The organism is Agreia bicolorata (genome assembly GCF_000938265.1).
Lineage (GTDB): Bacteria > Actinomycetota > Actinomycetes > Actinomycetales > Microbacteriaceae > Agreia > Agreia bicolorata.
In genome coordinates this window covers 125,840-152,043 of the sequence record NZ_JYFC01000006.1, presented here as the reverse complement: position 1 = coordinate 152,043, position 26,204 = coordinate 125,840, and the positions used below count along the sequence as shown (strand labels likewise).

Below are 26,204 nucleotides of genomic sequence, written 5' to 3'. Positions count from 1 at the left end.
GGCGAATCGTCAGTAGGTGACGGTGACTTCGGTTCCCATCGGAGCCCAGTCGAAGACGTTGGCGGCCTTGTCGAGCGGCATGTTGATGCAGCCGTGGCTCATGACGTTGCCGAAGTTGTTGTGCCAATAGGCCCCGTGGAGAGCCTCGTCGCCGTTGTAATACATAACGTCTGGAACGTTCTGTGTGTAGTAGTTGGGTGCCTGGGTGAGGTCTGGGTTGCCCATGTTCTGCGAGGTCAGCTTCGCCGTGATGCGAAAGCTTCCCGTGTGCGAATCGTGCCCGGGCACACCCGACGAGATCAGGAAGCTGTCGATGACCTGGCCGTTCTCGAACAGGTACTCGCGCTGCTCGCTCAGGTTGACGACGATATTGCGCGACGTCTTCGTGATCTGAGCGGGGGTGACGGTCACCGGAAGGACGAACGCCGGGTCGCCCGCGGCCAGCTGCGTCGCGTAAGCGGCTGCGACACCACTGGTGTCGCCCAGTGCGCGGCCATCGGCGCCGGCGGAAATGGTGTCGAGCGTTGTGCCCTCTGTGTCGGTGATCTCGACGCCGTTGACCGCGTCGCGATTGACAGCCGCCGGCAGAGTATCGACGATCTTCTGGATCGCCGCCTTGTTTGCGGTGTAGCTGTATGTGCCGTCGTCGTTCGTGGAAAGAGTGATCCAGGATGCCACGACCGTGCGATCGATCGGCACCGTGCGCTCCTGGCCCACATAGAAGCCGGCGCTGTCGAGGATCGTGTTCAGTTCTGTAGCAGTAGCGGTGACAGCCTCGGTCGAGGCGGATGCAGGCACGACCGTGGGGGTCGCCGCGACCTCGACACTGGATTTACCCGAGACAAGGGCGTCTTGCAGCGCAGCGCGGACCGAATCGAGGTCAACGCCGGTGCCGTCGACGGCGGGCGTGACGACATAGGAGGCCGTCGCTGCGTCGAACGCCATGGTCGCGTTCACCGGGTCGACGAAGAGACGGGGAGCGACCTTGCGCAGTGCCGCTGTCGCTGTCTTCTCGTCGAGCTCGACGGTCGGCGTGACAGCCGTCTTCGCGTTCCACGCGGTCACGTTCCACAGCGGATTCTGCGAGTGTGCCTTCTCGGCGAGCGCCTGCGCGTCGACCGACGCACCCAGGTCGGCGCCCTTGAGCTCGGTTGCCGCACCTTCCTTCGGCGCGTTCACGACGCTCGCCCCGGGCTGGGCGCCGCGCTTGACCGTGTCGCCGTCAAGCCCGGTGATGACGAGGGTGGTGTTGGCGAGCCGCTGGCTCACGGCATCGGATGCGGCACCGACGGTCATTCCGCCGACATTCACGCCGGCGGCGGTCGTTCCGGGGGCAATCAAGACGAGCGATGCGGCGACCAGCGAGACCACGGCCACAACCGCAGGAATACCGATCCAGAGCCCCAGGTGACGCTTCTTCTTCTTCGTCGGCTCGGGGAGAACCCATCTGGTCGTCTGAGGGGCGGCGGACGCCTCGGACACAACAGACGTGTCGGGCGCGACGGACGTCTCTGGCGCGATGGATGCCTCCAGCGCGCTCGGAGCGGGAGCCAGTTCAGTCACGTTTTCACCGCCGTCTCAGAGAACTCACTGCACACATGCTACGTCACGAGTCTGATTAGGCCGGTAACAATAGTGCGTCAGGCGTTCGAGACCCGGATCATCTCGTCGCGCGGCACGACCTTCTTGCGCAGCCGACCCTCGGCCTCGCCGAGCGCGAGCTCGTGCTGGTCGAGCTGATGCCAGCCGTCGATGGTCGTGAACTCGACTCCGCGAGAGGCGAGCAGATCGATGATGCTCTGCTCATCTGGGTGCGACGGCGTCCACCAGCTGGCCTGGTCGTTCACAACGTGCTGGATGGTCTCCATGGCGTCGGACTTGGTGTGGCCGATGAGGCCCACCGGGCCGCGCTTGATCCAACCGGTGGCGTAGACGCCCGGAAGAACCGAGTTGTCGTCGGCCAACGCCTGGCCCTCGTGGTTGGGGATCACGCCGTGGCGCTCGTCGAACGGGATGTCGGGGAGCGGCGATCCGAAATAGCCGACGGCCCTGTAAATGGCCTGGATCTCGATCTCGCGGATCTCGCCTGTTCCCTCGACACTGCCTGCGCCATCGGGCCGCGTGCGCTCGTACCGGATCGACGCGACCCGGCCATCGGCATCCGATGTGATCTCGAGCGGCTTCGCGTAGAAGTGCAGGTGCAGGCGGCGCGAGGCCTCGCCCACCGGGCGCTCGCGCCACTGGTTCAGCACCTTGTTAATGACAAAAACCTGCTTGTTGCTGGCGATGGCGGCTTTCGATGCCTCGTCGAGCTCGAAGTCCTCGTCGTAGACGATCATGTCGACGTCGTTCATCTCCCCGAGTTCGCGCAGCTCGAGCGGCGTGAACTTGACCTGCGCGGGGCCGCGACGACCGAAGACGTGCACATCGGTGACGGGCGACGACTTGAGGATCTCGTAGACGTTGTCGGGGATCTCGGTGGGCAGCAGATCGTCAGCGTGCTTCGCCAGGATGCGCGACACGTCGAGCGCGACGTTGCCGTTGCCGATCACGGCGACCGACGCAGCGGTGAGCGGCCAGGTGCGCGGAACATCCGGGTGGCCGTCGAACCAGCTCACGAAGTCGGCGGCGCCGTACGAGCCCTCGAGCTCGATGCCCGGAATCGCCAGCGGGGCGTCGGTGATGGCGCCAGTGGCGAAGATCACCGCATTGTAGTGCTTCTTGAGGTCGTCGAGCGTCACATCGACGCCGTAGCGAACATTGCCGAAGAAGCGGATGTCTCCGCGGTCGAGCACCTCGCGCAGGGCGGTGATGATGCCCTTGATGCGCGGGTGGTCGGGGGCGACGCCGTAGCGAACGAGTCCGTAGGGAGCGGGGAGGTGCTCGAAGAGGTCGATCGAGACGTCGAAGTGACGTTCGGCCTTGATCAGAAGGTCGGCAGCGTAGATGCCGGCAGGGCCGGCTCCGACGATGGCCAGTCGCAACGTGGTCATGGAGGGAGGTGTTTCCTTAATTTGTTCGATCCACCACAGTGTCGGCGAATCGGGTGAGGGTCTTCTTGACAGTTCCGTCTGGAAGAGGAGCGAGAGCATCGACGGCGCCGCGGGCCCAACCGTGGGCCTCGTCGATCGTGGCCTTGGTCACCGGATGCGCGCGCAATTCGGCGATCACGGCATCGACGGCGGCCTCGTCGACCTTGTCGCCGGGCTTCGCCGTGGCGACCGCATCGATGCGCTTGAGCAGGGCCGCGGCCTCCGCGCTGCGCTTGGCGCGCTTGCGCAGGTAGAGAACGGGAAGCGTGACCACGCCCGCGCGCACGTCGGTTCCGGCCTTCTTGCCCGTGGGCTGCGTGGTGCCGTCTTCGACGGGCGGCGACATGTCGAGCACGTCGTCGATGAGCTGGAACGCGACGCCGATCTTCTCGCCGAACTCGATCACGGGCTGCTCGTACTCGGTGGGGGCGTTCGAGAAGATCACACCCATCTGGGCCGAAGCGGCGATGAGTGACCCCGTCTTGTCGCTCAGCACCTGCAGGTAGTGCTCGATGGGGTTCTCGTTGTCTTTGGGGCCGATCGTCTCGCGCAGCTGGCCCAGACACAAACGCTCGAAGGTGTCGGCCTGAAGCTGGATCGCGCGCTCTCCCAGAATGGAGAGCAGTTTCGATGCGCGTGCGAAGAGCAGATCGCCCACGAGAATCGCGATGGAGTTGCCCCATACGTTCTGCGCCGTCGGAACCCCGCGCCTCACGGGAGCCGAGTCCATAACATCGTCGTGGTAGAGCGAAGCGAGGTGGGTGAGCTCGATGGATGCGCCGGCCATGATGACCTCATCGGTCACGCCGTCGCCGAGCTGAGCCGTGAGCATGGCCAGAATGGGCCGCACTCGCTTGCCGCCGGCCTCGAGCAGGTAGCGTGCAGCCACATCGGCGAGCTCGTCGCTGAACTTGACCTCGGCGAACAGCCTCGCTTCGAGGCGCTCGATGCCGTCGTCGACGGCGCGCGCCACCTCGCGGTCGCGACTGGTCGAGAAGAGGCGGTCGTGCAGATTGAGCGACGACGAGAGGCTCTGGGTGCGCCGGGCCTTGCCTGCGGGCGCGCGCGTGCCTGCAACGGGTGTTTTCGGGGTCACGGGTTCAGCCTACTGACCCGTGCGGGGCTTGATGCCCCGATGCAGGGCGACGATGCCGAGGCTCAGGTTCTTGTACGCGACCCTCGAGAACCCGGCCACGCGCATCCATTCGGCCAGGGTTTTCTGGTCTGGCCAGGCCTTGATCGAATCGCCGAGGTAGTCGTAGGCCTCGGCGTTCGACGAGGCAAGCTTCACGAGGGTGGGCATGACCTTGTTGAGGTACGTGAAATAGCCGGTGCGCACAAGCTTGGCCGGAGGCTTCGAGAACTCGCAGATGACGATGCGACCGCCCGGCTTGGTGACCCGGTACAGCTCTTTCAACGCCACGTGAGGGTCGACGATGTTGCGCAGCCCGAACGAGATCGTGACGGCATCGAACTCGTCATCGGCGAACGGCAGATCCATGCCATCGGCCTGCACGAATTCGACGTTGCGGTTGCCCGCCTGCTGGCGCTTGCCGACCTCGATCATGCCGGGCGAGAAGTCGGCGGCGACCACGTGGGCGCCCTTTGCGGCCAGCGCGGCGCTCGATGTTCCCGTTCCCGCGGCGAGGTCGAGGATGCGATCGCCGGGCCGGGGGTCGACGGCACGCACCGTGGCCGCGCGCCACAGCTGGTCGTTGCCCACAGAGAGAACCGCGTTCGTGCGGTCGTAGTGCGTGGAGACCTGGTCGAACATCGCGGAGACCGCCTGGGGCTTTTTAGTAAGGTCTGCCTTATTCACTCGTCCAGTGTAGTTGCGCTGCCCGCATGGCGGCTGGGATTGACCAGCTGTGCAGCGCGGACCTCGAGTTCAGGCGATCGGCCGCGAGAACAGGTTAACGAGGTTTCCGTCCGGATCGCGGAACAGCGTCGAACGATTGCCCCACGGCATCGTCGTCGGCGCGAGCACAAGGTCGTCGATCACGCCTCGAAGCCGGTCGAATTCCGCGTCGACGTCGGTGACCATGAACTCGACGATGATCGAGCCGTCGGGTCCGGGTTTCGGGGCGCTGTCTTCGAGCATGGCGACGGTCGCGCTGCTCGCGATGGCGAACGTGCCCGTCTCGGTTCGGAATTCGGCGAACACGGGCGCCGGCCGAGCGGCGGTCGCGCCCGTGACGGTCTCGTAGAATTCGACGAGACGGTCGACGTCGTCGGTGATGATGCGAATGGATGCGAGGTTCATGATGGCCTTTCCGTCGCGCCGGTCGGCTCGACGTCTCCATGCTGGTGCTCCTCGGCGACACCGTCCTGTCGGTGTTTAGAGGTTCGCTTCATTCGTCGTGATGGTGCGCAGTTCACCGAATGAGACGTCGAGGTCCTCGACGCGGAGGGCGCGTCGGACCGGAATCTCGCCGGTAGCTTCTGCGCTCACAATCCGGTCTCCGCGAAAGGCTCGAATGCCCTCGCGATCACGGCACCAGGCGACGAGATACCAATGCTGACCGCGTGCGACACAGCCCATCGGTTCGATGTCGCGAGTTGTGCGCGTACCCGCCTTGTCTGCATAGGCAATGCGAAGCACGTGCCCTGCGCGGAGGGCGGCCGCAAGATCGACGGGCGACTCAGCCACGGGTCCATCCGTCAGAAGAAGCACTCGTGCCGCCAGTTCGACGGTCTCCGCGAGGTGTCGGTCGTTCATAACGGCAACCACTTTGCGCAGCGCCGACCTCGCCGCGTCACGAAAGGGGCTCGTCGCAAGCATCTCGAGCGAGATCGTGACGGCGAGCGCTTCGTCGACGGTGAGGCCGAGTGGCGCAAGAGTGTGCGACGCGTCAAGGCAGTAGCCTCCGGTGCGACCCGGTTCAGCCCAGATGGGCACACCGCTCTGCTGAAGCGCCGACAGGTCTCGTTCAATGGTTCGAGAACTGACCTCGAACCGTTGGGCGAGCCAGCGGGCACTCCTCGGTCGTGGTGCGACCGCGCGAAGCTCCTCGACAAGTGCGTAGAGACGGTCGGTACGGTTCACAGGAGCTTCGGTTCGTAGTCGAAGAACGCGGCCCTCGGCAGTACCTGCCTATCGCGTAGCTTCTTCTTGTCTGCTGCGGTCAGACGCGCAACCTCGGCCGCTGCATCCCAGTTCTCACGAATGCCCGACACAAGGCAATCTATGATTTCTCGGCCGTCGGCGGCGCTGAGTCCGTAGGTCTCCGACTCCCGCAAGAGCGCGGCGAAGTTGGAGACTTTGGCTCCGCGCTCCCCTCGGCCGTACGGCATCGCCTGCGTGAATGTGTCGCCAGACCTCTGCCCAGGAGCGAGGTCATACAACGGAGTCAGTTCCAGGTGTGTTCCATCCCAGAAAGCCGCATGATTCCGGGCATGGTCGTCGTTGTTACTGATAGCGATGTTCAAGGCGATACGCCTGAACAACTCTGGCCCCGGCAACGTTGCGTCCTTTGCGTATAGACGGAGCACATCAAGGATTTGCGGGTAGGACACATAACGGGCGTACATCTCGTCGGTCTGGGCCATTGTCAGACCGGAAACCACGTGGCGCCGTCCGCCTGCGCCGTCTCGGTCGAACCTTTCGACAAGGAGAACATCCTTGCCGAGGGATGAGACGACCTTGCTGTCGGGCACGTTCATACCGGCCATGCGCGCGAGCGCGAGCATCGCGGCCTCGGCGTTCACCACCGAGAACGTTCGATCATCCGACGACGAGAACTTGGCGAGCCACTCGGTTCCGTCGTCGTCAGTCAGCGTCGCCTTCGGACGCGCGCCCCCAAGGCTCGTACCGTGAAGCAGAGCCACATCGAGCGCCGACGAGAGCTCTCCGCCTTCATCGAGGATCATGGCCGCTCGATGCAGTTCATCGAGAGTGGCCGACTCGTCGCGAGGCGTGTAGCTCTCACGATCGACCTGAAAGTCCAACGCTCCGAAGCGATTCGAACTCGAGCTCAGCATGTAGTCGATTTCGCTGAGAGAGTTCGGCACAACACCCCGCCGACGCTCGATGACTCCGCGGCCCCATCGGTCTGGACTCCCATCCCTTAGAACGCCGGCGATCCTCAACCCGTCCGCAGGCTCCTGTACGCCCGGCCGAAGCGGCAGCTCTGGGGCGAACAGGCTGATGGCATCCGGCCGACTCCGGTACCTCAGCGCGTATATGAACGTGACAAGTGGTCCCGCCTGATTCACTCTTCCGGCGAGGACGGGCTCGGTGTGGCCGGGCAGCCAGGTCCACACATACAGCTCATCAGAAATCGTCATCACTGCCTCTGCCCCGTGACCGACGAACACGGCTTGGAAGCAGTGCCAGCATCTCCTCGCCGCGCCGTCGACGAATCGCCATTTCGGAGCGGTCTTCGATTCCGAAGAGGTGGACACCAACCAGATCTGCGAGGTCTATCATCGTGCCGACTGCCGTTCCGGAGTTGCCAGCCTCGGCCGAGAGCACTGTCCGCTCCGAGACGTTCGCCCGCCCAGCGAGGTCTTTGGCAGTCCATGCCCGTTCGCCTCGACCCTGCCTGATGAGTTGCCCCCAGATGGATAGCGCGTCCTGCACATGCGGTCGCAGCGGCACAGTGCGTTTCGCCATGTGAAAACTCCTTATATTGAGTCTAAGCACCCTTATGAATTACTTTATTGTATCTAAAAGCGCCTGGGTCGAGCCGGAATGCAAAAAACTCCTCGACCCTCGTTACCGCTGGGCCGAACTAGGCTGAACCAGTGAGCGAAACGTCACGAACTCTGCCCCGGCTGGTCGTCGAGACCACCCGCGTCGACGACATCCGACTTCTGGTGCCACTGCTCGATTCGCGGCATCCGCTGCTCTGGATGCGCAAGGGCGAGGGCATGGCGGGCGCGGGCGAGGCCCTGCGGCTCGAGTTCTCGGGCGAGAACCGATTCGTCGACGCCTGCGAGACGTGGAGAGAGGTCGCACGGCTCGCACGGGTGACCGACCCGTTGCAGGCTCCCGGCACAGGGCTCGTGGCGTTCGGCGCCTTCGCGTTCTCGGCTACCTCCGGGCTCATCTCGACCCTCATCGTTCCCGAGATCGTCATCGGCAAGCGCGCGGGCGTCTACTGGATCACCCGCATCACCGCACTCTCCGAGTCCGGTGTCCCGCTCGCACCTCCCCTTCCCATGCCTGCCGCCCGCCCCCTCGGTGCCGAGTACCGGCTCTCGTTGCTGCCCGGACAGGTGAAGCCCGACGACTACCGTGCGTCGGTCGAGGCAGCCGTCTCGCGCATCGCTGCAGGAGAGTTGAACAAGGTGGTGCTCGCCCGCGATCTCGTGGGCCACCTGCCCGCCGAAGCCGATCTGAGACGCACCCTCACCGATCTGGCGCTGGGCTACCCCGACTGCTGGACCTTCGCTGTCGACGGGCTCATCGGGTCGAGCCCCGAGACGCTCGTGCGCGTCGACCACGGAACGGTCAGCGCCCGAGTGCTCGCCGGCACGATCTCTCGTGGCCGCGACGCCGAAGCCGACCACGACGCCGCGATCTCGCTCGCCACGAGCTCGAAAGACCTCGACGAGCACCGCTTCGCCGTCGCCAGCGTTGTGCAGTCGCTGCAGCCGCACACGCGCACCCTCATCACCTCGGAGATTCCTTTCACGCTCAAGCTGCCCAATCTGTGGCATCTCGCGAGTGACGCCGAAGGCATCCTGTCTGATGGCTCGACATCGCTCGATCTCATCGCCGCCCTGCACCCGACGGCCGCCGTCGCCGGTGCACCCACAGCCACCGCGCTGGCCGTCATCGACGAGCTCGAGCCGTTCGATCGGGGCCGCTACGCCGGGCCAGTCGGGTGGGTCGGTGCGGATGGCGACGGCGAGTGGGCCGTGGCGTTACGCTGCGCCCAGATCGCCGAGAACGGCGACATCACGGCCTACGCGGGCGCGGGCATCGTGGCCGAGTCCGACCCCGAGCGAGAACTCATCGAGACGAAGATGAAGTTCCGCCCCATCGTCGAGGCGTTCGGCTAGGAGCGTGCGCCGTGCCACCCCGGTCGTCTCCCCCGCCTGAGCGAGCGGCCCTCGAGCGAGTTGCGTACGGGCGCACCACGTCACCCGAAGACGAGGCTCGCGCAGCCGACGCGGCGCGAGCGTTGAACGAGCTCGATCTGCACGAGGCCGCCGAGCGGCAGGCTCTGCAACGGGCCGCCTTTGATGCCGCGGATGCCCGCGAGCGCCGAGCCCATCGCATCCGGTCGCGCCTGATCGGAGCCGGCGGCACGCTGGCCGCCGTTGCCCTGCTCGCGGCAGCCGGGGCGATCCTGTTCTCGTCGCCCGACCATCGCACCCCTGGGCGGTTCAGTGAGCTGCCGCGCTCCATTGCTGCGACGGGAGAGGCCCACGTCGATCTTGGTCCGGGCGCCGTCGCTACGGCGCCGTCGGGGCCCGTGGGCCGCACGAGCTCGGGCAGTGCGGCTTCGGCCGAGCACTGGTTCGACGAACCCCAGAAAGACAGCGATGTGCGCGCCCAGCTGCCTGACGACATCGACCCCACGTCGACGCGCGCCGTCGACTCCAGCGTCGACGGCTGGCAGGTCTTCGTGGCCAGAGACACGGCCGGCGGCTTCTGCGTGATCACAGCAGAGACCGCGTCCGGAACGTCCGGAACGAGTTGCGCGACGCCCGACCAGTTCACGTCAGCGGGAATCCTTATGACGACAAGCGGCACGACGTCGATCACCGTCTACTGGGACGGATTCGATCTGACCGCGGAGCCGTCCGCGGCGTCTTAGCTGGCCGCGAGCCGCGCCTTCTCGATCTCGATGTCGTAGTCGGGCGAAGGCCAGCCCTGGCCGAACGCCGACATCGTCTCGATGAGCAGCTGCTGCACAGCGGCGCGCGCGTACCACTTGCGATTCGCGGGAACCACGAACCAGGGCGCGATCTCGGTCGACGTGTTCTGGATGGCCAGCTGGTACGCCTCTTGATACGCAGGCCACAGCAGGCGCTCGTCCACGTCGCCCGGGTTGTACTTCCACAGCTTGTCCTCGCGCTCGAGGCGCGCTGCGAGACGCGCCTTCTGCTCGTCAGAGCTGATGTGCAGCATGACCTTGACGATGGTCGTGCCCAACTCGGTGATCTGTCGCTCGAACTCGTTGATGAGCTCGTAACGGTGCTCGATCACCTCGGGCGCCGCGAGAGCGCGCACGCGCGCGATCAGCACGTCTTCGTAGTGCGAACGGTCGAACACCCCGATCTGCCCGGCCTTCGGCAGGGCGTTGCGGATGCGCCAGAGAAAGTCGTGGCTGAGCTCTTCAGGCGTCGGCTTCTTGAACGACGTGTGCGCCACGCCCTCGGGGTCGACCGTGCCGATCACGTGGCTGACGATGCCACCCTTGCCCGCGGAATCCATGGCCTGCAGCACCAGCAGCACACTGCGGTTATCACCCGACAGGCTGTTGGCGTGCAGTCTGATCTGGAGGTCGTCGAGGGTGGGCGCCCCGTCCGCGAGCGCTTTCTCGCCTTGCTTCTTCGACGCCATCACACCCGGCGTGCTTGCCGGGTCGAGGTCGGCGAGCACGAAGCCCTCTCGCGCGGCAAGCAGCTCGCGGGCACTGCTAGAGAAGAAGGTGTCATCGTTCTTGGCCATGGTCGTTCCCTTACTGTTTGCGGGTGAAGACGTAGTGCACAACGCCCGACGGCGACGCGGTCACCTCGACGTCGAAGCGTTCCTCGAGATTCTCGAGGCCGTCCCAGAGGCGAACGCCTCGACCGAGCACGATCGGCACGACGACGATGTGCAGGTGATCCACCAGATCGGCCTCGAGGAATTCGCGCACAACGGTGGGTCCGCCGCCGAGGCGCACATCGAGGCCGTCGGCCTCGACCGCCGCGAGATCCAGAGCCTCGCGCGGCGACGCATCCCGGAACAGGAACGTCGTCTCGCCCACCGGCAGGTCGGGGCGGGCGTGGTGTGTGAGAACGACCACAGGGGTGTGGAATGGAGGCTCCTCGCCCCACCAGCCACGCCACGACTCGTCCTCCCACGGCCCCAGCTGCGGCCCGAACTTGCCCCGACCCATGATCTCCGCGCCGATGCCTACCTGGCTCGCAGCAGCGAAGGCGTCGTCGACTCCTCGAGTGCCGCCGCCGACCGCTTCGGCATCGTGCCCGGTCATGCTCACGAAAGAGTGGGTCGGAAAGAACCAGGTCATGAGCCGCTGACCGGCATGGCCGAACGGGGTCTCGAACGTTCTGCCTTCACCCGTCGCGAAGCCGTCAATCGAGACGGCGAGGTTGTGCACTCGAAGTTTCGTCACGAGGGCAATCTAGCAACTAGACATGGATTCCTCAGTCGATCACTCCACCTCAGCGAACGGAACCTCGACGATACTCAGCGGGCCCTCCGGGCTGGTGAGGGCACGGTCGAGTTCGGCGCGCGTTGTGACCCTCGTGTAGCTCCAGCCGTACGCGGCCGCGAGCTGCTCGATCGAGACCGACTGAGGGGTGCGCATCACGCGAGCGAAAGCATCCGGGTCTGCCGTGGCCGCAACCTCGAGCGAGTCGAAGATCGTGCCGCCGCCGTCGTTCGCGACGATGAGCTGAACGCGAGGGCGCCTCTCGCCGCCGCCGACCAGCAGGCCGCCCACGTCGTGCAGCAGGGTGAGGTCACCGAGCAGCACGCGGGTGATTCCGCCCTTGGCATCGGTCTGGCTGCCCAGGGCGACTCCGATGGCAGTCGACACGGTCCCGTCGATTCCGGCGAGGCCCCGGTTGGCGTGAACCGTGATCTTCTTGCCGGGCACGATCTTGTCGGCCTCGCGAATCAGCCTGGATGCGCCGAGCACGAGCCGGTCGTGCGGCCAGGTTGCGCGCCACACGGACAGCGCCAAGATTGGCCGCGAGATCGATGCTCGCGCCGCCGCGAGCTCCGCCTTCGCATACTCACGGCGGCGGGTGAGGTCACCCGAGCGGGGAGCCTCGACGTCGGGCGCGGGCAGCTCCGGGTCGTCGAGCTCGAGCTGATGCCTGCTCGCCATGACCCAGCGGCCGAGCCAGGCGCGCGCATCCGGCTGCCGACTGGCGGCGATGGCCTCGGCACTCGCCTCGACGCGGTCGACCAGCATCCGCCGCTCATGCCCGGGCGTGATGCGCTCACCACCGGATGCGACGACCACGATCTGCACGCCTTCTCGCGCAAGCAGAGCGGGCACCTCGCGGCTCAAGGTCGGATGGCCGAAGACGATCACGCGCTCGACGTGCGCGGCCAGCTCGCCCGAGAGCAGAGAGCGGTAGGCGACGATCAGGTTCGGGCCGAAGCGTGCGCCGCTCGAGACCTCGGCGATCAGGGGCCATCCGCCCGCGTGGGCCAGTTCTTCGGCGTCGGCGCCTGCGCCGTCGCCCGCGACGACGATAGTGCGTGGGCCGGGCTCCAACGAGTAGGCGAGGGCCGGATGCGACGGGGCCGGTTCACCGAGATCCGGAGCCTCGATCTCGGGGAAGGCCCCCGAGAGCGGCTCGCGGAACTGCAGGTTGAGGTGCACGGGGCCGGGCATGCCCGCTCGGCCGAACGCGGCATCCGTAGCCTGTGCCGCGAGCCTCTCGGCATCGGGGCTCAGGCCGAGCACCTCGTCAAGAGGCTCGTCTGCGGGAGTGGATGGCGCATCCACGTCGAGCTCGAGCCTCACGAAGGCGCCGAAGATGCCGGGCTGCCACGTGGTCTGATTCGCGCCTGTGCCCCGCAACTCCGCGGGGCGGTCGGCCGAGAGCATGACGAGGGGCATTCCGCTGTGATGCGCCTCCATCACGGCGGGAAGCAGGTTGCCGACGGCCGTTCCCGATGTCGTCACGACGGCCACCGGAAGGCCGGTCTCCCGGGCGAGGCCGAGGGCGGTGAAGGCCGCCGACCGCTCATCGATGCGTACGGTGAGAGTCAGAATGCCTCGACGGTCGAGTTCGGCGGCTGCCAGGGCGAGGGCCTGCGAACGCGAACCGGGAGTGAGCACGACATTGCGAAGCCCCCGAGCCGCAAGGTGCGTGAGGAGGGCGACGGAGAAGTCCGTTGCCGGACTCACTATGCCGGGCCGGGCTTTCCTCTACGCCCCGACGTGGGGTCGTCGGAGGGGTTGTCGCCGGCCTGCTCTGCGAGACGCTTCTCGAGGTCGCGGATCTGCTCGTCGGTGCGGGCTTCTGCCGCCGGATCGCGGGGAGTCGTGTGGCCGAGCTTGCCGAGAAAATCGGGGTCGTCGTCAGGGCCGAGCGTGCGGTGCACCGGTGTGTTCTGCTCGCGGCCTCGCCCGATGACGAACCAGAGCACCCCGCCGATGAGCGGAATCACGATGATGATGAGCAGCCACGCCCACTTGGGAAGACCTCGGATGAAGCGGACAGGCCGAAGAGCAGCGTCGACGATCGAATAGATCATGAACGTCACGGCGACGATACCGAGGACGAACAACAAGCGGGCCATGCGTCAATGATAGGCGCGGTAACCGTGCGTTTGCCCGGGGGTTGCCAAGGCGGCAACGCATACACTGAATGCCGTGAATCCTCGACGTACCTGGCTGCTCTTCTCGCTCATCCGCATCGGGCTCTTCGCCGTCGTGCTCGCGATTCTTCTGCTACTGCTGACCCCGGGCGGGGTACCGGCCTGGATCTCGGCGCTCCTCGCCGCGATCATCGCGTTCTGCCTCTCGTTCATCTTCCTGCGCAGGCAGCGCGAGGAGGCCGCGAAGAGCCTCTATGAGGCCCGCGTCAGCACGAAGCGTTCGCAGTCGTCTGCGTCGGGAGACGACGAAGACAGCGAAGACGCCGCGGTCGACGGCACCGCCGTCGATGGCGCTGCGGCCGACAAGCAGCCGTAGCGGCAACCTCGGCCTATTTGGCCTGGCGCTTCAGCACTTTCTCGAGGTCGCTGGCGACGCCCTTCCAGCGTCCGAGCATCATCTTGCGCTCGTCGCGGCTGGTGAGCTTCTGCTGGTGGAAGGAGATGGTCGTCGCTCCGTCGGCCTCTTTGAGGCTCAGCTGCAGAGTGGAATCGTGGTTCCATTCCCCCGGACGCCAGCTCACACGCAGATCGACACCGGGCTGCACGCTCAGAACGCGGCCCGTGATGTCGTCGTCGGTCTCGTAGGCAGCGCCCTTGACCAGCGGAAGCTTGGTGGTCTTGCCCAGCCACAGGGGCAGGCCCTCACCCACAAGAAAAGCCCAGACGGCCTTGCGGCTGCCCGGCACCGTCTGTCGAACGCCGACATCCCAGCCGGCAGAAGAGTTCGGTCGTGAGAAGTCAGCCATCCCTCGACTCTAGGCGCTGTGGCACTCACCTCGCGCCCGGTGGTCTCGACACGCCTCGACCGCAGGCTTCGTCTCCGCGCATGGGCGGAGCTCCGGGCATCCGAGCCGAATAGAGCGTCGATGTGCCGAAACTCCTCCCGAATGACTCGACAGATCGAGGTTCCGGTCGTCGGCCCGCTGGCACCGCGCGCTAAAGGAGGACAATCAGCGCGCCGCCGAGCGATTCGCCACTTGCATCCCCGGAACGCCGCGATTTTCTAGCGCGCGGAACGAAAATGTCCTCAGTTAGCTATCGGACGAGCACGTTTCGCCGTCGCGAGGCGCGAAAAAGAGCTAGAACGCGATCGCGGCAGCCAGGCCCAGCCCGTAGACCAGCCCGGTGAGGCTCGTGAGTTGCAGGGCCAGGATCAGCTCCTTCGGCGTCTTCGCCGTGAGCACGATCAACGACGCCGGAATCGCGATCAGCAGAGCGAAGAACACTAAGACCGCGAGCGGGAACAACAGCGTCAGGAATCCCACGATGAGGAAGGGGATCAGCATGAAGACGCAGTACAGGATGCGCGCGGGCCGGTCGCCGACACGAACCGCGAGCGTCTTCTTCTTCGCGATGCGGTCCTGCGGGATGTCGCGGATGTTGTTCGCCATAAGAACGGCGCACGAGATGAATCCGATCGCGATGGCCGCGAGCAGCCCCTCGAGGCTGATGTCGCGCACGAGCACCCACATCGTGCCGAGCGTGGCGACCAGCCCGAAGAAGACGAACACGAAGAGCTCGCCCAACCCCGCGTATCCATAGGGGCGCTTGCCACCCGTGTAGAACCAGGCGGCGACGATGGCGACGGCGCCCACGGCGAGCAGCCACCAGATCTGCGTGATGATCACGATGGCGATGCCGGCGGCCGCGGCGAGGCCGAAGAAGACGAGAGCAACCGTGAGCACGAGCTTCGGACGCACCGCCCCCGAGCCGGTCAGGCGCGCGGGGCCGACGCGGTAGGCATCCGTGCCCCGGATGCCGTCGGAGTAGTCGTTCGCGTAGTTGACGCCGATCTGCAGGAACAGGGCGACCGCGAGGCAGAGCAGAACGAGGGGCCACTGATCGAGCACGGAGCCCAGGATCGTGGCGGCGCCGGTTCCCAGTGCGACGGGAGCAATAGAGAGCGGAAGCGTGCGCAGCCGAGCGCCCGCGATCCAATCGCCCGCAGTGACCTTCTTGGGTCGATTCGGGGCGACTCGGGGACCGGCCGGATGTCCGGTGGACTTCACGCGGCGGGCGTTGCGAGACGGGGACTTCTTGCGGGGCGACTTCTTACTCGTGGGCACCCGACGATTGTAGGGCTCGACGTAGAATGGATGCTGGTGCGCCGGGAAGTCTGGTCGGCAGACGATCAGGGGATCGTCTTATTCCCACTTCGCCACGCCTCCGAGCAGAGGGGCAGCAAGGACACCGCATGACCTTCATCCGATCCGAACGCGTCGCCGCTCTCTTTCTTCTCGTGGCCGCGGCCGTCGGTCTCCTCCTCGCGAACACGCCCGCGGGTCCGGCCCTCATGAGCCTGCAAGACGCGCACCTCGCCATCCCCGGCACGCCCCTCGACCTTTCGGTCGGGCATTGGATCAGCGACGGGTTGCTCGCGATCTTCTTCTTCGTGGTCGCGGTCGAGTTGAAGAACGAGTTCGCCGTGGGCCAGTTGAACAGCGTGTCGAAGGCGGTGCGCCCGGCCATCGCCGCACTCGGCGGCGTGACCGTGCCCGCACTCATCTACGTCGCGGTCACGGCGGGGTCGGGCTACGAGGGCGGATGGCCCATCCCCACGGCCACCGACATCGCCTTCGCGCTCGGCGTGCTCGCGGTCTTCGGCAAGGGCATCCCGTCGCGCCTGCGCATCTTCATTCTCGCGCTGGCCATCCTCGACGACATCGTGGCGATCCTCATCATCGCCGTGTTCTTCACCGCCGACCCCAATCTGCTGTTCATCGGCCTGGCCGCCGTCGGCGTGGCGCTCTTCTGGCTGCTCAGCCGCAGTCTCGGCGGCCGTTACCGAGTGCCCGTCGCCATCGTGATGGGCCTCGTCGCGGTGATCACCTGGTCGCTCACCTACCTGTCAGGAGTGCACGCCACGATCGCCGGCGTTGCACTCGGCCTGGCGATGGTGCGGCTGCCCGCGATGCGCGTGCGGCATGTGCTCGAGCCTGTGACCAACGGTGCCATCTTGCCGATCTTCGCCTTCTCCGCCGCACTCGTCGCGATTCCGCAGGTGGCGCCCGGCGAGCTCGCCGCGCCGTTCTGGGGCATCCTCATCGCCCTGCCCGTGGGCAAGATCATCGGAATCAGCCTCGGCGGCTGGCTCTCGAGCTACGTAGGCCCTCGCGACCGCCGCCCGCAACTGAACCTGCACGCGCTGCTTGCGGCCGGAGCTCTGGGAGGCGTCGGCTTCACCGTCTCGCTGCTGATGAACGAACTCGCATTCGCCGGCACAGAGGAAGTGGCCGACGAAGGCACCCTTGCCGTGCTGCTCGGTTCGTCGATCTCGATCGTGATCGCCGCAGTGCTCGTGTCGACCCTCGCCACGTACTACAAACGCCTCCGGGCGCTTCGCGAGACTGCGGTCGACAAGCTCCGCTCCGCCTGATCAGTCGGCCACGGTCGAGGCTGCACCCGCGGCCTCGGCCGACGCCAGCGAGCGGGCGAGGCTGATGCGGTCGGGCTTGCCGGATGCGAGGGTCGGCATGGCCTCGACGGTCACGATGCGCACGGGTGCCGCCGCCCGACCCGGCCCCGCGATCACGGCGTCGCGCACGCGCTGCAGGCTGTCGGCATCCACCGAACCGTCGGTGACCACGACCGACACCTGCCCCCACTCCTCGCTCGGCTGGGGAACGACGACAGCCCCGCGGAATCCATCGAGCGACTGCACGACCCGCTCGACCCGGTCGAGCGACACCTTGATGCCGCCCGAGATGATGACGTTGTCGATACGGCCGGAGACGCGCACGACCCCATCGACGACGTCGCCCGAGTCGGCAGTGCGATACCAGCGACGGCCGTTATCGGTGTAGAACTTGCGGTCGGTGAGCTCGGGGTCGCCGAGGTAGCCCTCGGCGAGCATCGGCCCCGAGAGCTCGAGCTCGCCCCCGGTGACCCGCGCCTGAACCTGACTGAGCGGAATGCCGTCGTACACGCATCCGCCGGCCGTCTCGGAGGAGCCGTAGGTGCGACGAACCGTAAGTCCGAGCTCGACGGCCCGCTCGAAGAGGGCGGCTGGCAGCGCCTGCCCGCCCACGAGGATCGCGTCGAGGCGACGCAGTTGCTGCCGGATGCCCGCATCGGCCTCTCCCGCGTCGATCACTCGGGCCAGCTGGGCTGGAACCAGTGATGCGAACCGTAGCGGGGCATCCATCTCGTCGACGAGCGAGGCGAAGACGCGGGCCGAGAAGTGTCCCGAGGGCTGAACAATCGGGGCCGTTCCGGCCACGATGGAGCGCACAAGAACCTGCACTCCGGCGATGTAGTTGGTGGGAAGCGACAGCAGCCACTGCCCGTTGCCGCCGAGCTCGCTCTCGACCGAGGCCGCGCTGGCGAGAAGGGCACCTGTCGACAATGCCACCCGCTTGGGCGCGCCCGAGGAGCCCGACGTCTCGATCACGAGAGCGACGTTCTTGGCCACGTGGTTGGGAACGGGATTCTCTCGTACCGCGGGCGTCTCGCCGGGAGCGGGGGCCGCATGCCTCGGTTGGGGCCGCGCATCGGGCGCGCGTTGCTCTTCGAGCCGGGGCAGGATGGCCGCGCCGCCCTGTGACAGGGCTTCACGCAGGCGCGGAAGCACGGCCATGGGATCGTTCGCAACCACGATGTCGAGCGGGCGTGTCATTCGTTCACCCTACGTGAGGGCATGTTTCAGGTGGGTAACGTCTGGACCCGGTCGAGTGGCGGGGCTGCTCCGAACCGACGCCGCGCGGGTGTTCTCGCGCAGCGCGGTGGTTCCGCCACCGCGGCGCGCGGGAACACCCGCGTTCGCTCACTTCGTCAGTCGCGGTCGATTCGCAGCACGCTCAGGTCGGCGGCGAACTCCACCTCGACCTCGCCACCGTCGTCCATAACGAGCTCGACCTTGTAGGCGTAGTCGTCGTCGGAGTCGCCCGTGTCGAACTCGCGAACGGTTCCCTGCCCGATCTCGTCGAGGGCCGCAGCTTCGGCGGCGGAGCGCTCGTCGGCCGTCGCCGGCACAGTGTTGTCATCGCTGCGGTCGCGGTCGCCGCCGTTGTCGTCGCTGCCACGACCTCGGTCGTCGCTTCCGTCGTCGCTACCGTCGCGTCCGCTGTTGTCGTGTGTGCCGCTTCGGCCGTCGCTGTCGTCGAGACCGTCGTCGCTCCGCGATCGGTCGTCTGATCCGGTGACGGACGGGGTGCTCGTGGCGCGGGTGCCGTCGTCGAAGATGTCGCTCGATGCCACGGCGGCTCCGGCGCCGCCGAGAACGAGAACGGCTCCGACGGCTGCGGCCGTGATCCACATGGTCTTCTTCTGCATGGTGTGCCTCCTGGCGTTGTGGTGATGAACCCCACTGTGACGCGAGGGCGCTGAAGCGGCCCTGAAGCATCCTGAAGCGGCCTTCAGGAACGACCTCCCTTCGACAAGCTCAGGGAACGCCGCGACCGGATCGCGGTCAGCTCGTCGAGAGCGTCACGACGAAGCGCGCTCCCCCGCCCGCGGCCTGTTCCACGACGACCGTGCCGCCGTGCGCCACGGCGATTTCGCGCACGATGGCGAGCCCCAGCCCGCTGCCACCACCGTCTCTTGCGCGGGCCTCGTCGAGACGCACGAAGCGCTCGAACACACGCTCCCTGTCTGCCTCGGGAACGCCGGCGCCGTCGTCTTCGACCACGAGAGTGACCGTGCCATCCGGGTCATAGGCCCGCACCGCGAGCGCGACCGCCGAGCTCGCGTGACGCGCCGCGTTGTCGACCAGATTGCGCACCAGCTGCGCGAGCAGTCCAGCGTCGCCGTGCAGCTGGGCAGCGGTCACTCCGCTGGAGTCGATAGTCAGCGACGTCGAGTCGCGCAGGCGCCTGGCCTCGGCGAAGACAATGTCGTCGAGATCGACCAGGGTTGCGGGCCTTGTGAGCATGCGCTCGTCGGCCTTGGCGAGCACGAGCATCCCCTGCACGAGACCCTCGAGGCGCGCCCCCTCGTCGAGCACGGCTGCCGACAGCTCGTCGGGCGAGATACGATCCGGATGCGCGCGGGCGACCTCGGCGTATTGGCGCAGCGAGGCGAGGGGCGATTTCAACTCGTGCGACGCATCCGAGATGAAGCGATTCTGCGAGCGGCGCGAGTCGTCGAGGCGCTGCAACATGCGGTTCATCGTGTGGGCGAGCCGGCCGACCTCGTCGTCTGTCCCAGGGTCGGCGACACGGCGGTCGAGGCTCGACGCCGTGACCTCGTCGACCTGCTGCCGCATGCGGTCGACCGGGCGAAGCGCCCTGCCCACAACGAACCAGATGGTGATGGCGAGCACGATGAGCAGCAGGGGCACGGCTGCAGCTAACAGACCCATGACGGTGGAGATCGTGCCGTCGACCGTGGCGAGGCTGCGCCCGACCACCACCCAGAGCTCCCGCCCCGAGCCGGCCTCCACAGCCGTGCGCGCGACGGCGACGAACGACGCACCGTCAGAGTCCGTCACTGTTCCCGTCGTGGTCTCGTCGACGAGCACGGGTGTGGTCGTGGGCTGCGGCGCAACAGAAACGGGCGAGGGCGCACTCGGGGTCGAATCATCCGAGTCGTCCGAAGCGCTGGAGTCGTCACTCGAGCCCCGACCGGAATTGCCCGAATCAGAATCGGAGTCATCATCGTCGTCGGTGGTCGACGGCGTGGGCATGCTCTCGACGTCGTCGGCGGGCACGGGAACATCTGTGTGCCGCAGTTCGGGCAGGGAAATCACCGGGCCAACGTCGGCGTTATCGGTCGAGGCCACGAGCGACCCGCCTGCCGACACGAGTTGCACGATCTGCTCGTCGTCCTCTGCATCGGTGTCGACCGACGAGGCCCCGGTGGTCTCGACCTGACCGACGAGCTCGGCGGCATCCCGTTCTGCGGCCAGCTGCACCCCCGCCACAAGCGACTCCCGCAGAACGCCGACGAATGCCGTCGACCCGACGGCGAGCGCCACCGCCACGGCTGCCGTGGCCACGAGAACGATGCGCCAGCGCAATGAGAGACGCCGGCGCCGGCGCGCTTCAGCCGCCATGGGAGGCCAGCCGGTAGCCCGCTCCGCGGAGTGTCTCGATCGCGTTGCGCCCGAAGGGTCTGTCGAGCTTGTTGCGCAGGTGGCCCACGTAGACCTCCACGATGTTCTGCTCGCCGTCGAAGTCGTCATCCCAGACGTTGTCGATGATGTCGCGCTTCGACACCACGTCGCCCTTGCGCCGCATCAGGTATTCGAGAACGGCGAACTCGCGGGCGGTCACCTCGATGCGCTCCGCGCCGCGGGTGACCTGGCGGGTCGACGGGTCGACACGGATGTCGCCGGCTTCGAGAACGGCCGGCCGCTCGGCTGCGCCTCGCCTGATCAGGGCGCGCATCCGAGCGAGCAGGATCGCGAACGAGAACGGCTTCGTGAGGTAGTCGTCGGCGCCGGTGTCGAGCGCCTCGACCTGATCCCACTCCCCGTCTTTGGCCGTGAGCATGAGCACCGGAGTCCAGTTCTCTGCCGCGCGCAGCCGCTCGCACACGCGGTAGCCGCTCATTCCGGGCAGCATGATGTCGAGCAGAATCACCGAGTAGTCGTTCTCGGTGGCCATCCAGAGCCCGTCGGTGCCGGTGGATGCGACGTCGACGGCGAACCCCTCGGCCTCGAGCCCGCGTTTGAGCCCCTCGGCGAGGCGTTTCTCGTCTTCGACAACAAGCACGCGCATGCGCCCAGTCTGCCCGACGGGCGCTGAAGCGCGGCTGAAGCTCACGCGAACGGGCTGCTCTCAGCGGCGGCCGCGCAGCGGCATCCGGAGCCTGCGAGGCGAGCGCGGGTGTTCAAGCCGAGCGCGGTGGCCTGGCCACCGCGCTCGGCGGAAACAGCCGCGCTCGGTGAGGCGGAGAGTGGAAAGAAGAGGGTCAGCCCTCTTCGACGACGATCTGCACGTCGATGTTGCCGCGTGTCGCGTTGGAGTAGGGGCACACCTGGTGCGCGGCGTCGGCAAGCTCCTGGGCGAGTGCGAGCTCGACGCCCGGGATGACGACCTCGAGCAGAACGGCGAGCTGGAATCCGCCTTCGCCGTTCGGGCCGATGTGAACGCGGCCACCGACGCTCGAGTCGGAGATCTTCACCTTGCGGGCGCGGGCGACGCTCTGCAGGGCGGAGTGGAAGCAGGCAGCGTAGCCGGCGGCGAACAGGTCTTCGGGGTTCGCGCCGTTGCCCGAGCCGCCCATCTCCTTGGGAATCGCGAGGTCGAGGTCGACCTGTCCGTCGCTCGTGCGCACGTGGCCGTTGCGGCCTTCGCCAGTCGAGAGCGCTTCTGCCGTGTAGAGAATCTCCATGGGGTTTCCTTTCATCGACCGGCGTCGGGTGCGCCGGTGGTCTGGGTCGTATCGAACGAGGTGGGGTCTGACGAGGCCGCATCGAACGAGCGCGTGTCGTCGGCCAGCTGGTGCAGCATGCCGCGCAACTGCGCGGCGGTGGAGCGGTCGAGCTTCATCGCGCCGGAGACACAGGCCGGAACGGCGGCGAGCTCCTCGCGCATCCGCTCGCCTTTGTCGGTGAGGCCGATAGTCACGACTCTCGCGTCGTCGGATGCGCGGGAGCGCTCGAGATAGCCAGCCTCCTCCATGCGCTTCGTGAGCGGAGAAAGGGTACCGGAGTCGAGCTCGAGCCTGGCCCCGAGGTCTCGCAGCGGCATCGCGCCCTCGTTCCAGAGAACGACGAACACGAGGTACTGCGGGTAGGTAAGCCCCCACGGCGCAAGCACCGAACGGTAGGTCTGCGTGATCGCGTGGGATGCGTTGTAGAGGGCGAAACAGACGAGCTCATCGATCACGTAGGGCTGCGGCGCTGCAGGGTCTGTCGTCGATGTGGCCATGAGATAAGCATTGCGCACAATTCAGTTGTGCGCAACGTTTTATCAGTGCACTATCAGTAGTGGTAGGGGAACGGCGACCAGTCGGGCTCACGCTTCTCGAGGAACGAGTCGCGCCCCTCGACGGCCTCGTCGGTTCCGTAGGCGAGTCGCGTGGCCTCGCCCGCGAAGACCTGCTGGCCCATGAGCCCGTCGTCGACCGCGTTGAACGCAAACTTCAGCATGCGGATGGCCGTGGGCGACTTGGTCAAAATCGTGCGCGCCCAGTCCAGCGCCTCGCGCTCGAGCTCCGCGTGCGGCACAACGGCGTTGACCGCGCCCATCTCGTAGGCGCGCTGGGCCGAATACTCCCGGGCCAGGAAGAACACCTCGCGCGCGAACTTCTGCCCGATCTGCCGGGCGAAGTACGCGCTGCCGTAACCGGCGTCGAACGAGCCGACATCGGCATCCGTCTGCTTGAATTTGCCGTGCTCTTCGCTGGCGATCGACAGGTCGCAGATCACGTGCAGCGAGTGTCCGCCGCCCGCCGCCCAGCCGGGAACCACCGCGATGACTACCTTCGGCATCGTGCGGATGAGCCGCTGCACCTCGAGGATGTGCAGCCGGCCCGTGGCGGCGCCGGCCAGGGGCCCGTCGGGCACGGTGCCGTCGGCGTACTGATAGCCGTCGCGACCCCGGATGCGCTGGTCGCCGCCCGAACAGAAGGCCCAGCCGCCGTCTTTCGGGCTCGGGCCGTTGCCGGTGAGCAGCACAACGCCGATGCGCGGATTCTGCCGGGCGTCATCGAGGGCGCGGTACAGCTCGTCTACCGTGTGCGGCCGGAATGCGTTGCGCACCTCTGGCCTATTGAAGGCGATACGCGCCACGCGCCCGTCGTTCGAGTGGTGATAGGTGATGTCGGTCAGGGCGCTCGCCCCGGGCGCGACAGCCCACTCGGAAGCATCGAAGATCTCGGAGACGAACGGCGTTTCAGACATGCAGCCAGTCTGCCAGTCTCGTCTCGATGCGAGGTCAGAGCGCGGGCGGCTCCCGGTCGTCGTAGCGGCGTGCCCTGTCGCGGAACTCATCCTCCGACTCCGGGGGCAGCGTTCCGCGGCTCACGATCTCGAGGTCGACCGAGCTCATCGGTCCGCCGCGAAGCTCGGCCCTGGCCCGCGCCGCCTCGAGAAAACGCCCGGTGCGATCGTGCTTCAGCTCGATGATCGTGAGCTCGAACTCACTATCGGAGTGCACCGACTCTCGTGCGACCAGTGACCACACCACCTGATCCCGCAAGGTCAGACCGCCGAATTCGTGTTCCAGTGCGGCGAGCGCCGCAGCCCCGGATGCATGGGCCGGGTCGTTCCGCAGGGTCACGTCGTGAAAGCCCTCGGCCTCGAGCAGGCCACTGACCAGGTCGACGAGCTGCATCTTGACGAGCGGATTCGTGAGCTTGGCCGTGGAACGCCAGGTGCCCGTGGTGCAGGTCTCGAGCAGGCTCTCGCCGCCCCAGTCGTTGACCTCTGGGTCAACCCGTGGAATCTCGCCGAACAGCCCCCAGCTCAATCCGAAGCGCGGGGTGATGGCGTCGCGCAGTCGCGAGAGCAGAGCCTCATTGCGCTCGATGATCTCCTCCTGCGAGAGGGCCGCCAGAGCGAACTCGGCGTCGCCCGCCCGCGTTCCCGGATAGAGCGACCAGTCGACGCCGTCTGCGACCGTCGGAAGGTCGTCGTCCGGGCCGATGCCGAGGTCGGAGAGCACCGCCTGCGCCCGGTCTTGAACGGCATCCAGAAAACCGGCGAAGCCGCCCTCGTCGTCACCGTCACCGCTCACATCGGTCTCCGGAGCCGGAGCCGGCGCATCCGACACCGTTCGACCCTGCCGCGCGGAGCCGTAGGCCGGCCCGCCCACGCGTTGTGGTGTGCCACCGGGCGTGCCGTAGTCAGGCAGGTCGGGCTCCGCATCGTCGTGCATGCGTCCAGTGTGCCAGGCCGGTCGCTCGGCGATCAGGGCACCTACCCGTTCGGCGGACTCTCCGGAGCCTTCTTATCTTTGAACGGGGCCGCTCTCTCGCGGAACTCGGCCTCGTCAGAGGTTGCGAGCAGCGCATGGCTGGTGAGCGTCATGGCCAGCGAGCTCACAGGCCTGTCGTAGAACTCCTCGTCGCGCCGGGCATCCTCGGCGAATTCGCCGGTCTCGTCTTTCGAAAAGTCCGTGATCGTGAGCTGAAAGGCTGTAAGCGAATTATCGAACCGTGTGGCCCGCAATTCCCACACCACTTGGGTCTCGGGGCTCGTGCTTCCGTAGACCTGCTTGAGCGCCTCGGTGGTCCAGAACGACGTCTTGGGATCGTTCACGAGGCGGGGCTTGTCGAACCCGTGCTCGAGCAAAACATCGCTCACGCTATCGATCACCCGCCCCTTGAGTTCCGTGTCCGAGATCTCTTCTGTCGCGTACCAGCGCGGCGATTGCCAGTCACTCAGCATGCTGGGGCCACCCCAGATGTTCTCAAGCGGCACCTCAGTGGCGGGGCCGTGTTCGATCCAGGAGACGGCTAACTCTTTCTGCACCGCCGCACGCAGCTCCTCGAGGAGCTCGACGTTGTCCGCCACCACCTCTTCCTGGCGTGGGCCGCCGAGCGTCCTCAGCTCGTCACCGGCATACTGGCCTGGATATTCCGTCCAGTCGACACCGTCGGACACAGTCGGCGACGGGTCGTCGCGGAAGGACTGGAGGACAACGCCGGTGATGGTGCCGACGACAACCGTCGAAGCGATGACGATCGCAACTACGCGTGCACGGCGCCTGAAGACAATACGCGCGAGACGGCGTTCGGCCGCGTACCCGATGAGCCTCTTGCGGCGCTCCTCGTTCATCTTGACGACCCACGCGGGCGGGCGAGCGTGGACCCGGGCCGCTCTCTCACCTCGGCGCCGTTCCGCAGCCGCGTAAGCCTCCTGCTTTCGCTCCAAGAGCGCCTCGCGTTTCGCCCGGTTGGCGCGTGCGGCCTCCGCCGCTTTGGCCTCCCGAGCGGCTCGACTCTTGCGCGCCCGTCGCGCCGCTGCCGCTGCGCGAGCTTGCTCTCCCTGTTTCCGCCGCTCCGCCTTCGGGTCGAAGTCGGCAACCGCAGATTCGACCGGTATGACCGAGTCGCTGCTGCCATAGAGGGGCAACGCCGCATCGGGGCCCGTCGGGGTGCCGTAGTCCGGTAGCTTCGGCTCCCCCACCGCCGCGTCGTCGTCGCGCATGCGTTCAGTCTGTCAGCCCGAGTCGCCTACCCTCGATAGTGCGCATTCCCGCTTCGTGCGCCAGAAGGAGTTCCCCGTGACGATCGTCGCTTCCGCAGACGGCTCAGCCCTCGGCAACCCAGGCCCCGCAGGCTGGGCCTGGTACGTCGACGACGAGCGCTGGGCGGCGGGCGGATGGCCCCGCGCCACGAACAACATCGGCGAGCTCACTGCGGTTCTCGAGTTGCTGCGCGCGACCGAGGGCGAATCCGAGCCCCTGCACATCCTGTGCGACAGCCAGTACGCCATCAAGGCGTGCACGGAGTGGCTCGCGGGTTGGAAGCGCAAGGGCTGGCGCAAGGCCGACGGCAAGCCGGTGCTGAACGTCGAGATCATCAAGCAGCTCGACGAGGCGCTGCAGGGGCGCGTCGTGACCTTCGAGTGGGTCAAGGGTCACGCCAACCACCCCATGAACGAGGCGGCCGACACGCGCGCTCGCGCAGCATCCACGGCGTACCAGAACCGCACCGCCGTTCCGAGCGGCCCGGGATGGCCGGGCGCCGCCGCATCCACCCCGGTCGAGCCTGTTCTGGCCGAAGACACCGCACCACCCGCCCTCTTCTGAGCCAGA

Annotated in this window: 28 protein-coding genes; 5 read left to right on the top strand and 23 right to left on the bottom strand. The window is 66.8% G+C overall.

All coding sequences use genetic code 11. The annotated features are described in order from the left end of the window. Positions 1–9: 9 nt before the first annotated feature. From TZ00_RS13895 to TZ00_RS13860, 8 genes are all read right to left on the bottom strand, one after another. Positions 10–1,563, bottom strand: coding sequence for a L,D-transpeptidase family protein (locus TZ00_RS13895; RefSeq protein WP_052521589.1), 1,554 nt, complete (start codon positions 1,561–1,563; stop codon positions 10–12). A 77-nt stretch (positions 1,564–1,640) separates the two neighbouring features. Continuing rightward, on the bottom strand, positions 1,641–2,993 hold the full coding sequence (locus TZ00_RS13890; RefSeq protein WP_044442559.1) for an FAD-dependent oxidoreductase: 1,353 nt from the start codon (positions 2,991–2,993) through the stop codon (positions 1,641–1,643). A gap of 16 nt (positions 2,994–3,009) precedes the next feature. Beyond that, on the bottom strand, positions 3,010–4,128 hold the full coding sequence (locus TZ00_RS13885; RefSeq protein ID WP_078713131.1) for a polyprenyl synthetase family protein: 1,119 nt from the start codon (positions 4,126–4,128) through the stop codon (positions 3,010–3,012). A 9-nt stretch (positions 4,129–4,137) separates the two neighbouring features. Further along, complete coding sequence (locus TZ00_RS13880; protein WP_044442558.1) at positions 4,138–4,851, bottom strand: demethylmenaquinone methyltransferase; 714 nt, start codon at positions 4,849–4,851, stop codon at positions 4,138–4,140. Positions 4,852–4,920: 69 nt separating this feature from the next. After that, positions 4,921–5,295: a VOC family protein gene (locus TZ00_RS13875; RefSeq protein WP_044442557.1), complete on the bottom strand. Its 375-nt coding sequence runs from the start codon at positions 5,293–5,295 to the stop codon at positions 4,921–4,923. Positions 5,296–5,370: 75 nt separating this feature from the next. Then, the gene (locus TZ00_RS13870) at positions 5,371–6,078 is read right to left on the bottom strand and encodes a helix-turn-helix transcriptional regulator (RefSeq protein ID WP_044442556.1); all 708 of its coding nucleotides are present in this window, start codon (positions 6,076–6,078) and stop codon (positions 5,371–5,373) included. Then, a complete protein-coding gene (locus TZ00_RS13865; RefSeq protein WP_044442555.1) occupies positions 6,075–7,319 on the bottom strand; it encodes a type II toxin-antitoxin system HipA family toxin in 1,245 nt (414 codons plus the stop codon). Before TZ00_RS13865 ends, TZ00_RS13870 begins: the two co-directional genes overlap by 4 nt. Then, a complete protein-coding gene (locus TZ00_RS13860; protein ID WP_044442554.1) occupies positions 7,306–7,647 on the bottom strand; it encodes a helix-turn-helix domain-containing protein in 342 nt (113 codons plus the stop codon). The genes TZ00_RS13865 and TZ00_RS13860 overlap by 14 nt, the downstream gene beginning before the upstream one ends. 131 nt (positions 7,648–7,778) lie before the next feature. On the opposite strand from TZ00_RS13860, the gene TZ00_RS13855 reads away from it, so the two are divergent. Both TZ00_RS13855 and TZ00_RS13850 read left to right on the top strand, forming a co-directional pair. Then, entirely contained in the window at positions 7,779–9,041 is a 1,263-nt protein-coding gene (locus tag TZ00_RS13855) for an isochorismate synthase (protein ID WP_044442553.1), read from the top strand. Between the two features lie 11 nt (positions 9,042–9,052). After that, positions 9,053–9,802, top strand: a complete 750-nt coding sequence (locus TZ00_RS13850; protein ID WP_152631207.1) for a hypothetical protein — start codon at positions 9,053–9,055, stop codon at positions 9,800–9,802. On the opposite strand, the gene TZ00_RS13845 is transcribed toward TZ00_RS13850, so the two are convergent. From TZ00_RS13845 to TZ00_RS13830, 4 genes are read right to left on the bottom strand one after another with little or no spacing between them, the layout of a single operon-like run. Then, positions 9,799–10,659 (bottom strand): PPK2 family polyphosphate kinase, encoded by an 861-nt coding sequence (locus TZ00_RS13845; protein WP_044442551.1) that lies wholly within the window; start codon positions 10,657–10,659, stop codon positions 9,799–9,801. The two genes, TZ00_RS13850 and TZ00_RS13845, sit on opposite strands and share 4 nt — an antisense overlap. Before the next feature lie 10 nt (positions 10,660–10,669). Beyond that, a complete protein-coding gene (locus tag TZ00_RS13840) occupies positions 10,670–11,329 on the bottom strand; it encodes a dihydrofolate reductase family protein (protein WP_044442550.1) in 660 nt (219 codons plus the stop codon). 39 nt (positions 11,330–11,368) lie between these two features. After that, positions 11,369–13,084 carry a 2-succinyl-5-enolpyruvyl-6-hydroxy-3-cyclohexene-1-carboxylic-acid synthase gene (menD, locus tag TZ00_RS13835; RefSeq protein ID WP_238579693.1) on the bottom strand — a complete coding sequence of 572 codons (1,716 nt, stop codon included), beginning with the start codon at positions 13,082–13,084 and terminating at the stop codon, positions 11,369–11,371. Beyond that, positions 13,084–13,479, bottom strand: coding sequence for a PLDc N-terminal domain-containing protein (locus TZ00_RS13830; protein WP_044442548.1), 396 nt, complete (start codon positions 13,477–13,479; stop codon positions 13,084–13,086). Before TZ00_RS13830 ends, menD begins: the two co-directional genes overlap by 1 nt. Positions 13,480–13,552: 73 nt before the next feature. Between TZ00_RS13830 and TZ00_RS13825 the strand changes: the two genes are divergently transcribed. Continuing rightward, positions 13,553–13,873, top strand: a complete 321-nt coding sequence (locus TZ00_RS13825; RefSeq protein WP_044442547.1) for a DUF4229 domain-containing protein — start codon at positions 13,553–13,555, stop codon at positions 13,871–13,873. Between the two features lie 13 nt (positions 13,874–13,886). Here TZ00_RS13825 and TZ00_RS13820 read toward each other — a convergent pair whose 3' ends face one another. Together TZ00_RS13820 and TZ00_RS13815 are read right to left on the bottom strand one after the other, a co-directional pair. After that, complete coding sequence (locus tag TZ00_RS13820; RefSeq protein WP_044442546.1) at positions 13,887–14,303, bottom strand: SRPBCC domain-containing protein; 417 nt, start codon at positions 14,301–14,303, stop codon at positions 13,887–13,889. Between the two features lie 333 nt (positions 14,304–14,636). Beyond that, positions 14,637–15,623 (bottom strand): 1,4-dihydroxy-2-naphthoate polyprenyltransferase, encoded by a 987-nt coding sequence (locus TZ00_RS13815; RefSeq protein WP_202965859.1) that lies wholly within the window; start codon positions 15,621–15,623, stop codon positions 14,637–14,639. 128 nt (positions 15,624–15,751) lie between these two features. On the opposite strand from TZ00_RS13815, the gene TZ00_RS13810 reads away from it, so the two are divergent. After that, complete coding sequence (locus tag TZ00_RS13810; protein WP_044442545.1) at positions 15,752–16,933, top strand: Na+/H+ antiporter NhaA; 1,182 nt, start codon at positions 15,752–15,754, stop codon at positions 16,931–16,933. On the opposite strand, the gene TZ00_RS13805 is transcribed toward TZ00_RS13810, so the two are convergent. From TZ00_RS13805 to TZ00_RS13765, 9 genes are all read right to left on the bottom strand, one after another. Next, entirely contained in the window at positions 16,934–18,172 is a 1,239-nt protein-coding gene (locus TZ00_RS13805; RefSeq protein ID WP_044442544.1) for an AMP-binding protein, read from the bottom strand. Between the two features lie 155 nt (positions 18,173–18,327). Beyond that, positions 18,328–18,828 (bottom strand): PepSY domain-containing protein, encoded by a 501-nt coding sequence (locus TZ00_RS13800; RefSeq protein ID WP_044442543.1) that lies wholly within the window; start codon positions 18,826–18,828, stop codon positions 18,328–18,330. 136 nt (positions 18,829–18,964) lie between these two features. After that, positions 18,965–20,548: a sensor histidine kinase gene (locus TZ00_RS13795; protein ID WP_044442542.1), complete on the bottom strand. Its 1,584-nt coding sequence runs from the start codon at positions 20,546–20,548 to the stop codon at positions 18,965–18,967. After that, entirely contained in the window at positions 20,538–21,215 is a 678-nt protein-coding gene (locus TZ00_RS13790; protein ID WP_044442541.1) for a response regulator transcription factor, read from the bottom strand. Before TZ00_RS13790 ends, TZ00_RS13795 begins: the two co-directional genes overlap by 11 nt. Before the next feature lie 193 nt (positions 21,216–21,408). Further along, the gene (locus tag TZ00_RS13785; protein WP_044442540.1) at positions 21,409–21,831 is read right to left on the bottom strand and encodes an organic hydroperoxide resistance protein; all 423 of its coding nucleotides are present in this window, start codon (positions 21,829–21,831) and stop codon (positions 21,409–21,411) included. 11 nt (positions 21,832–21,842) lie between these two features. Beyond that, a complete protein-coding gene (locus tag TZ00_RS13780; protein ID WP_044442538.1) occupies positions 21,843–22,370 on the bottom strand; it encodes a MarR family winged helix-turn-helix transcriptional regulator in 528 nt (175 codons plus the stop codon). Positions 22,371–22,423: 53 nt separating this feature from the next. Further along, positions 22,424–23,344: a 1,4-dihydroxy-2-naphthoyl-CoA synthase gene (locus TZ00_RS13775; protein ID WP_044442537.1), complete on the bottom strand. Its 921-nt coding sequence runs from the start codon at positions 23,342–23,344 to the stop codon at positions 22,424–22,426. Between the two features lie 34 nt (positions 23,345–23,378). Next, entirely contained in the window at positions 23,379–24,320 is a 942-nt protein-coding gene (locus TZ00_RS13770; protein WP_044442535.1) for a hypothetical protein, read from the bottom strand. A gap of 41 nt (positions 24,321–24,361) precedes the next feature. Beyond that, positions 24,362–25,594: a hypothetical protein gene (locus tag TZ00_RS13765; RefSeq protein WP_044442533.1), complete on the bottom strand. Its 1,233-nt coding sequence runs from the start codon at positions 25,592–25,594 to the stop codon at positions 24,362–24,364. Between the two features lie 76 nt (positions 25,595–25,670). Here TZ00_RS13765 and TZ00_RS13760 point away from each other — a divergent pair, with 76 nt between their 5' ends. Then, positions 25,671–26,198 carry a ribonuclease H family protein gene (locus tag TZ00_RS13760; RefSeq protein ID WP_044442756.1) on the top strand — a complete coding sequence of 176 codons (528 nt, stop codon included), beginning with the start codon at positions 25,671–25,673 and terminating at the stop codon, positions 26,196–26,198. Positions 26,199–26,204 lie beyond the last annotated feature (6 nt).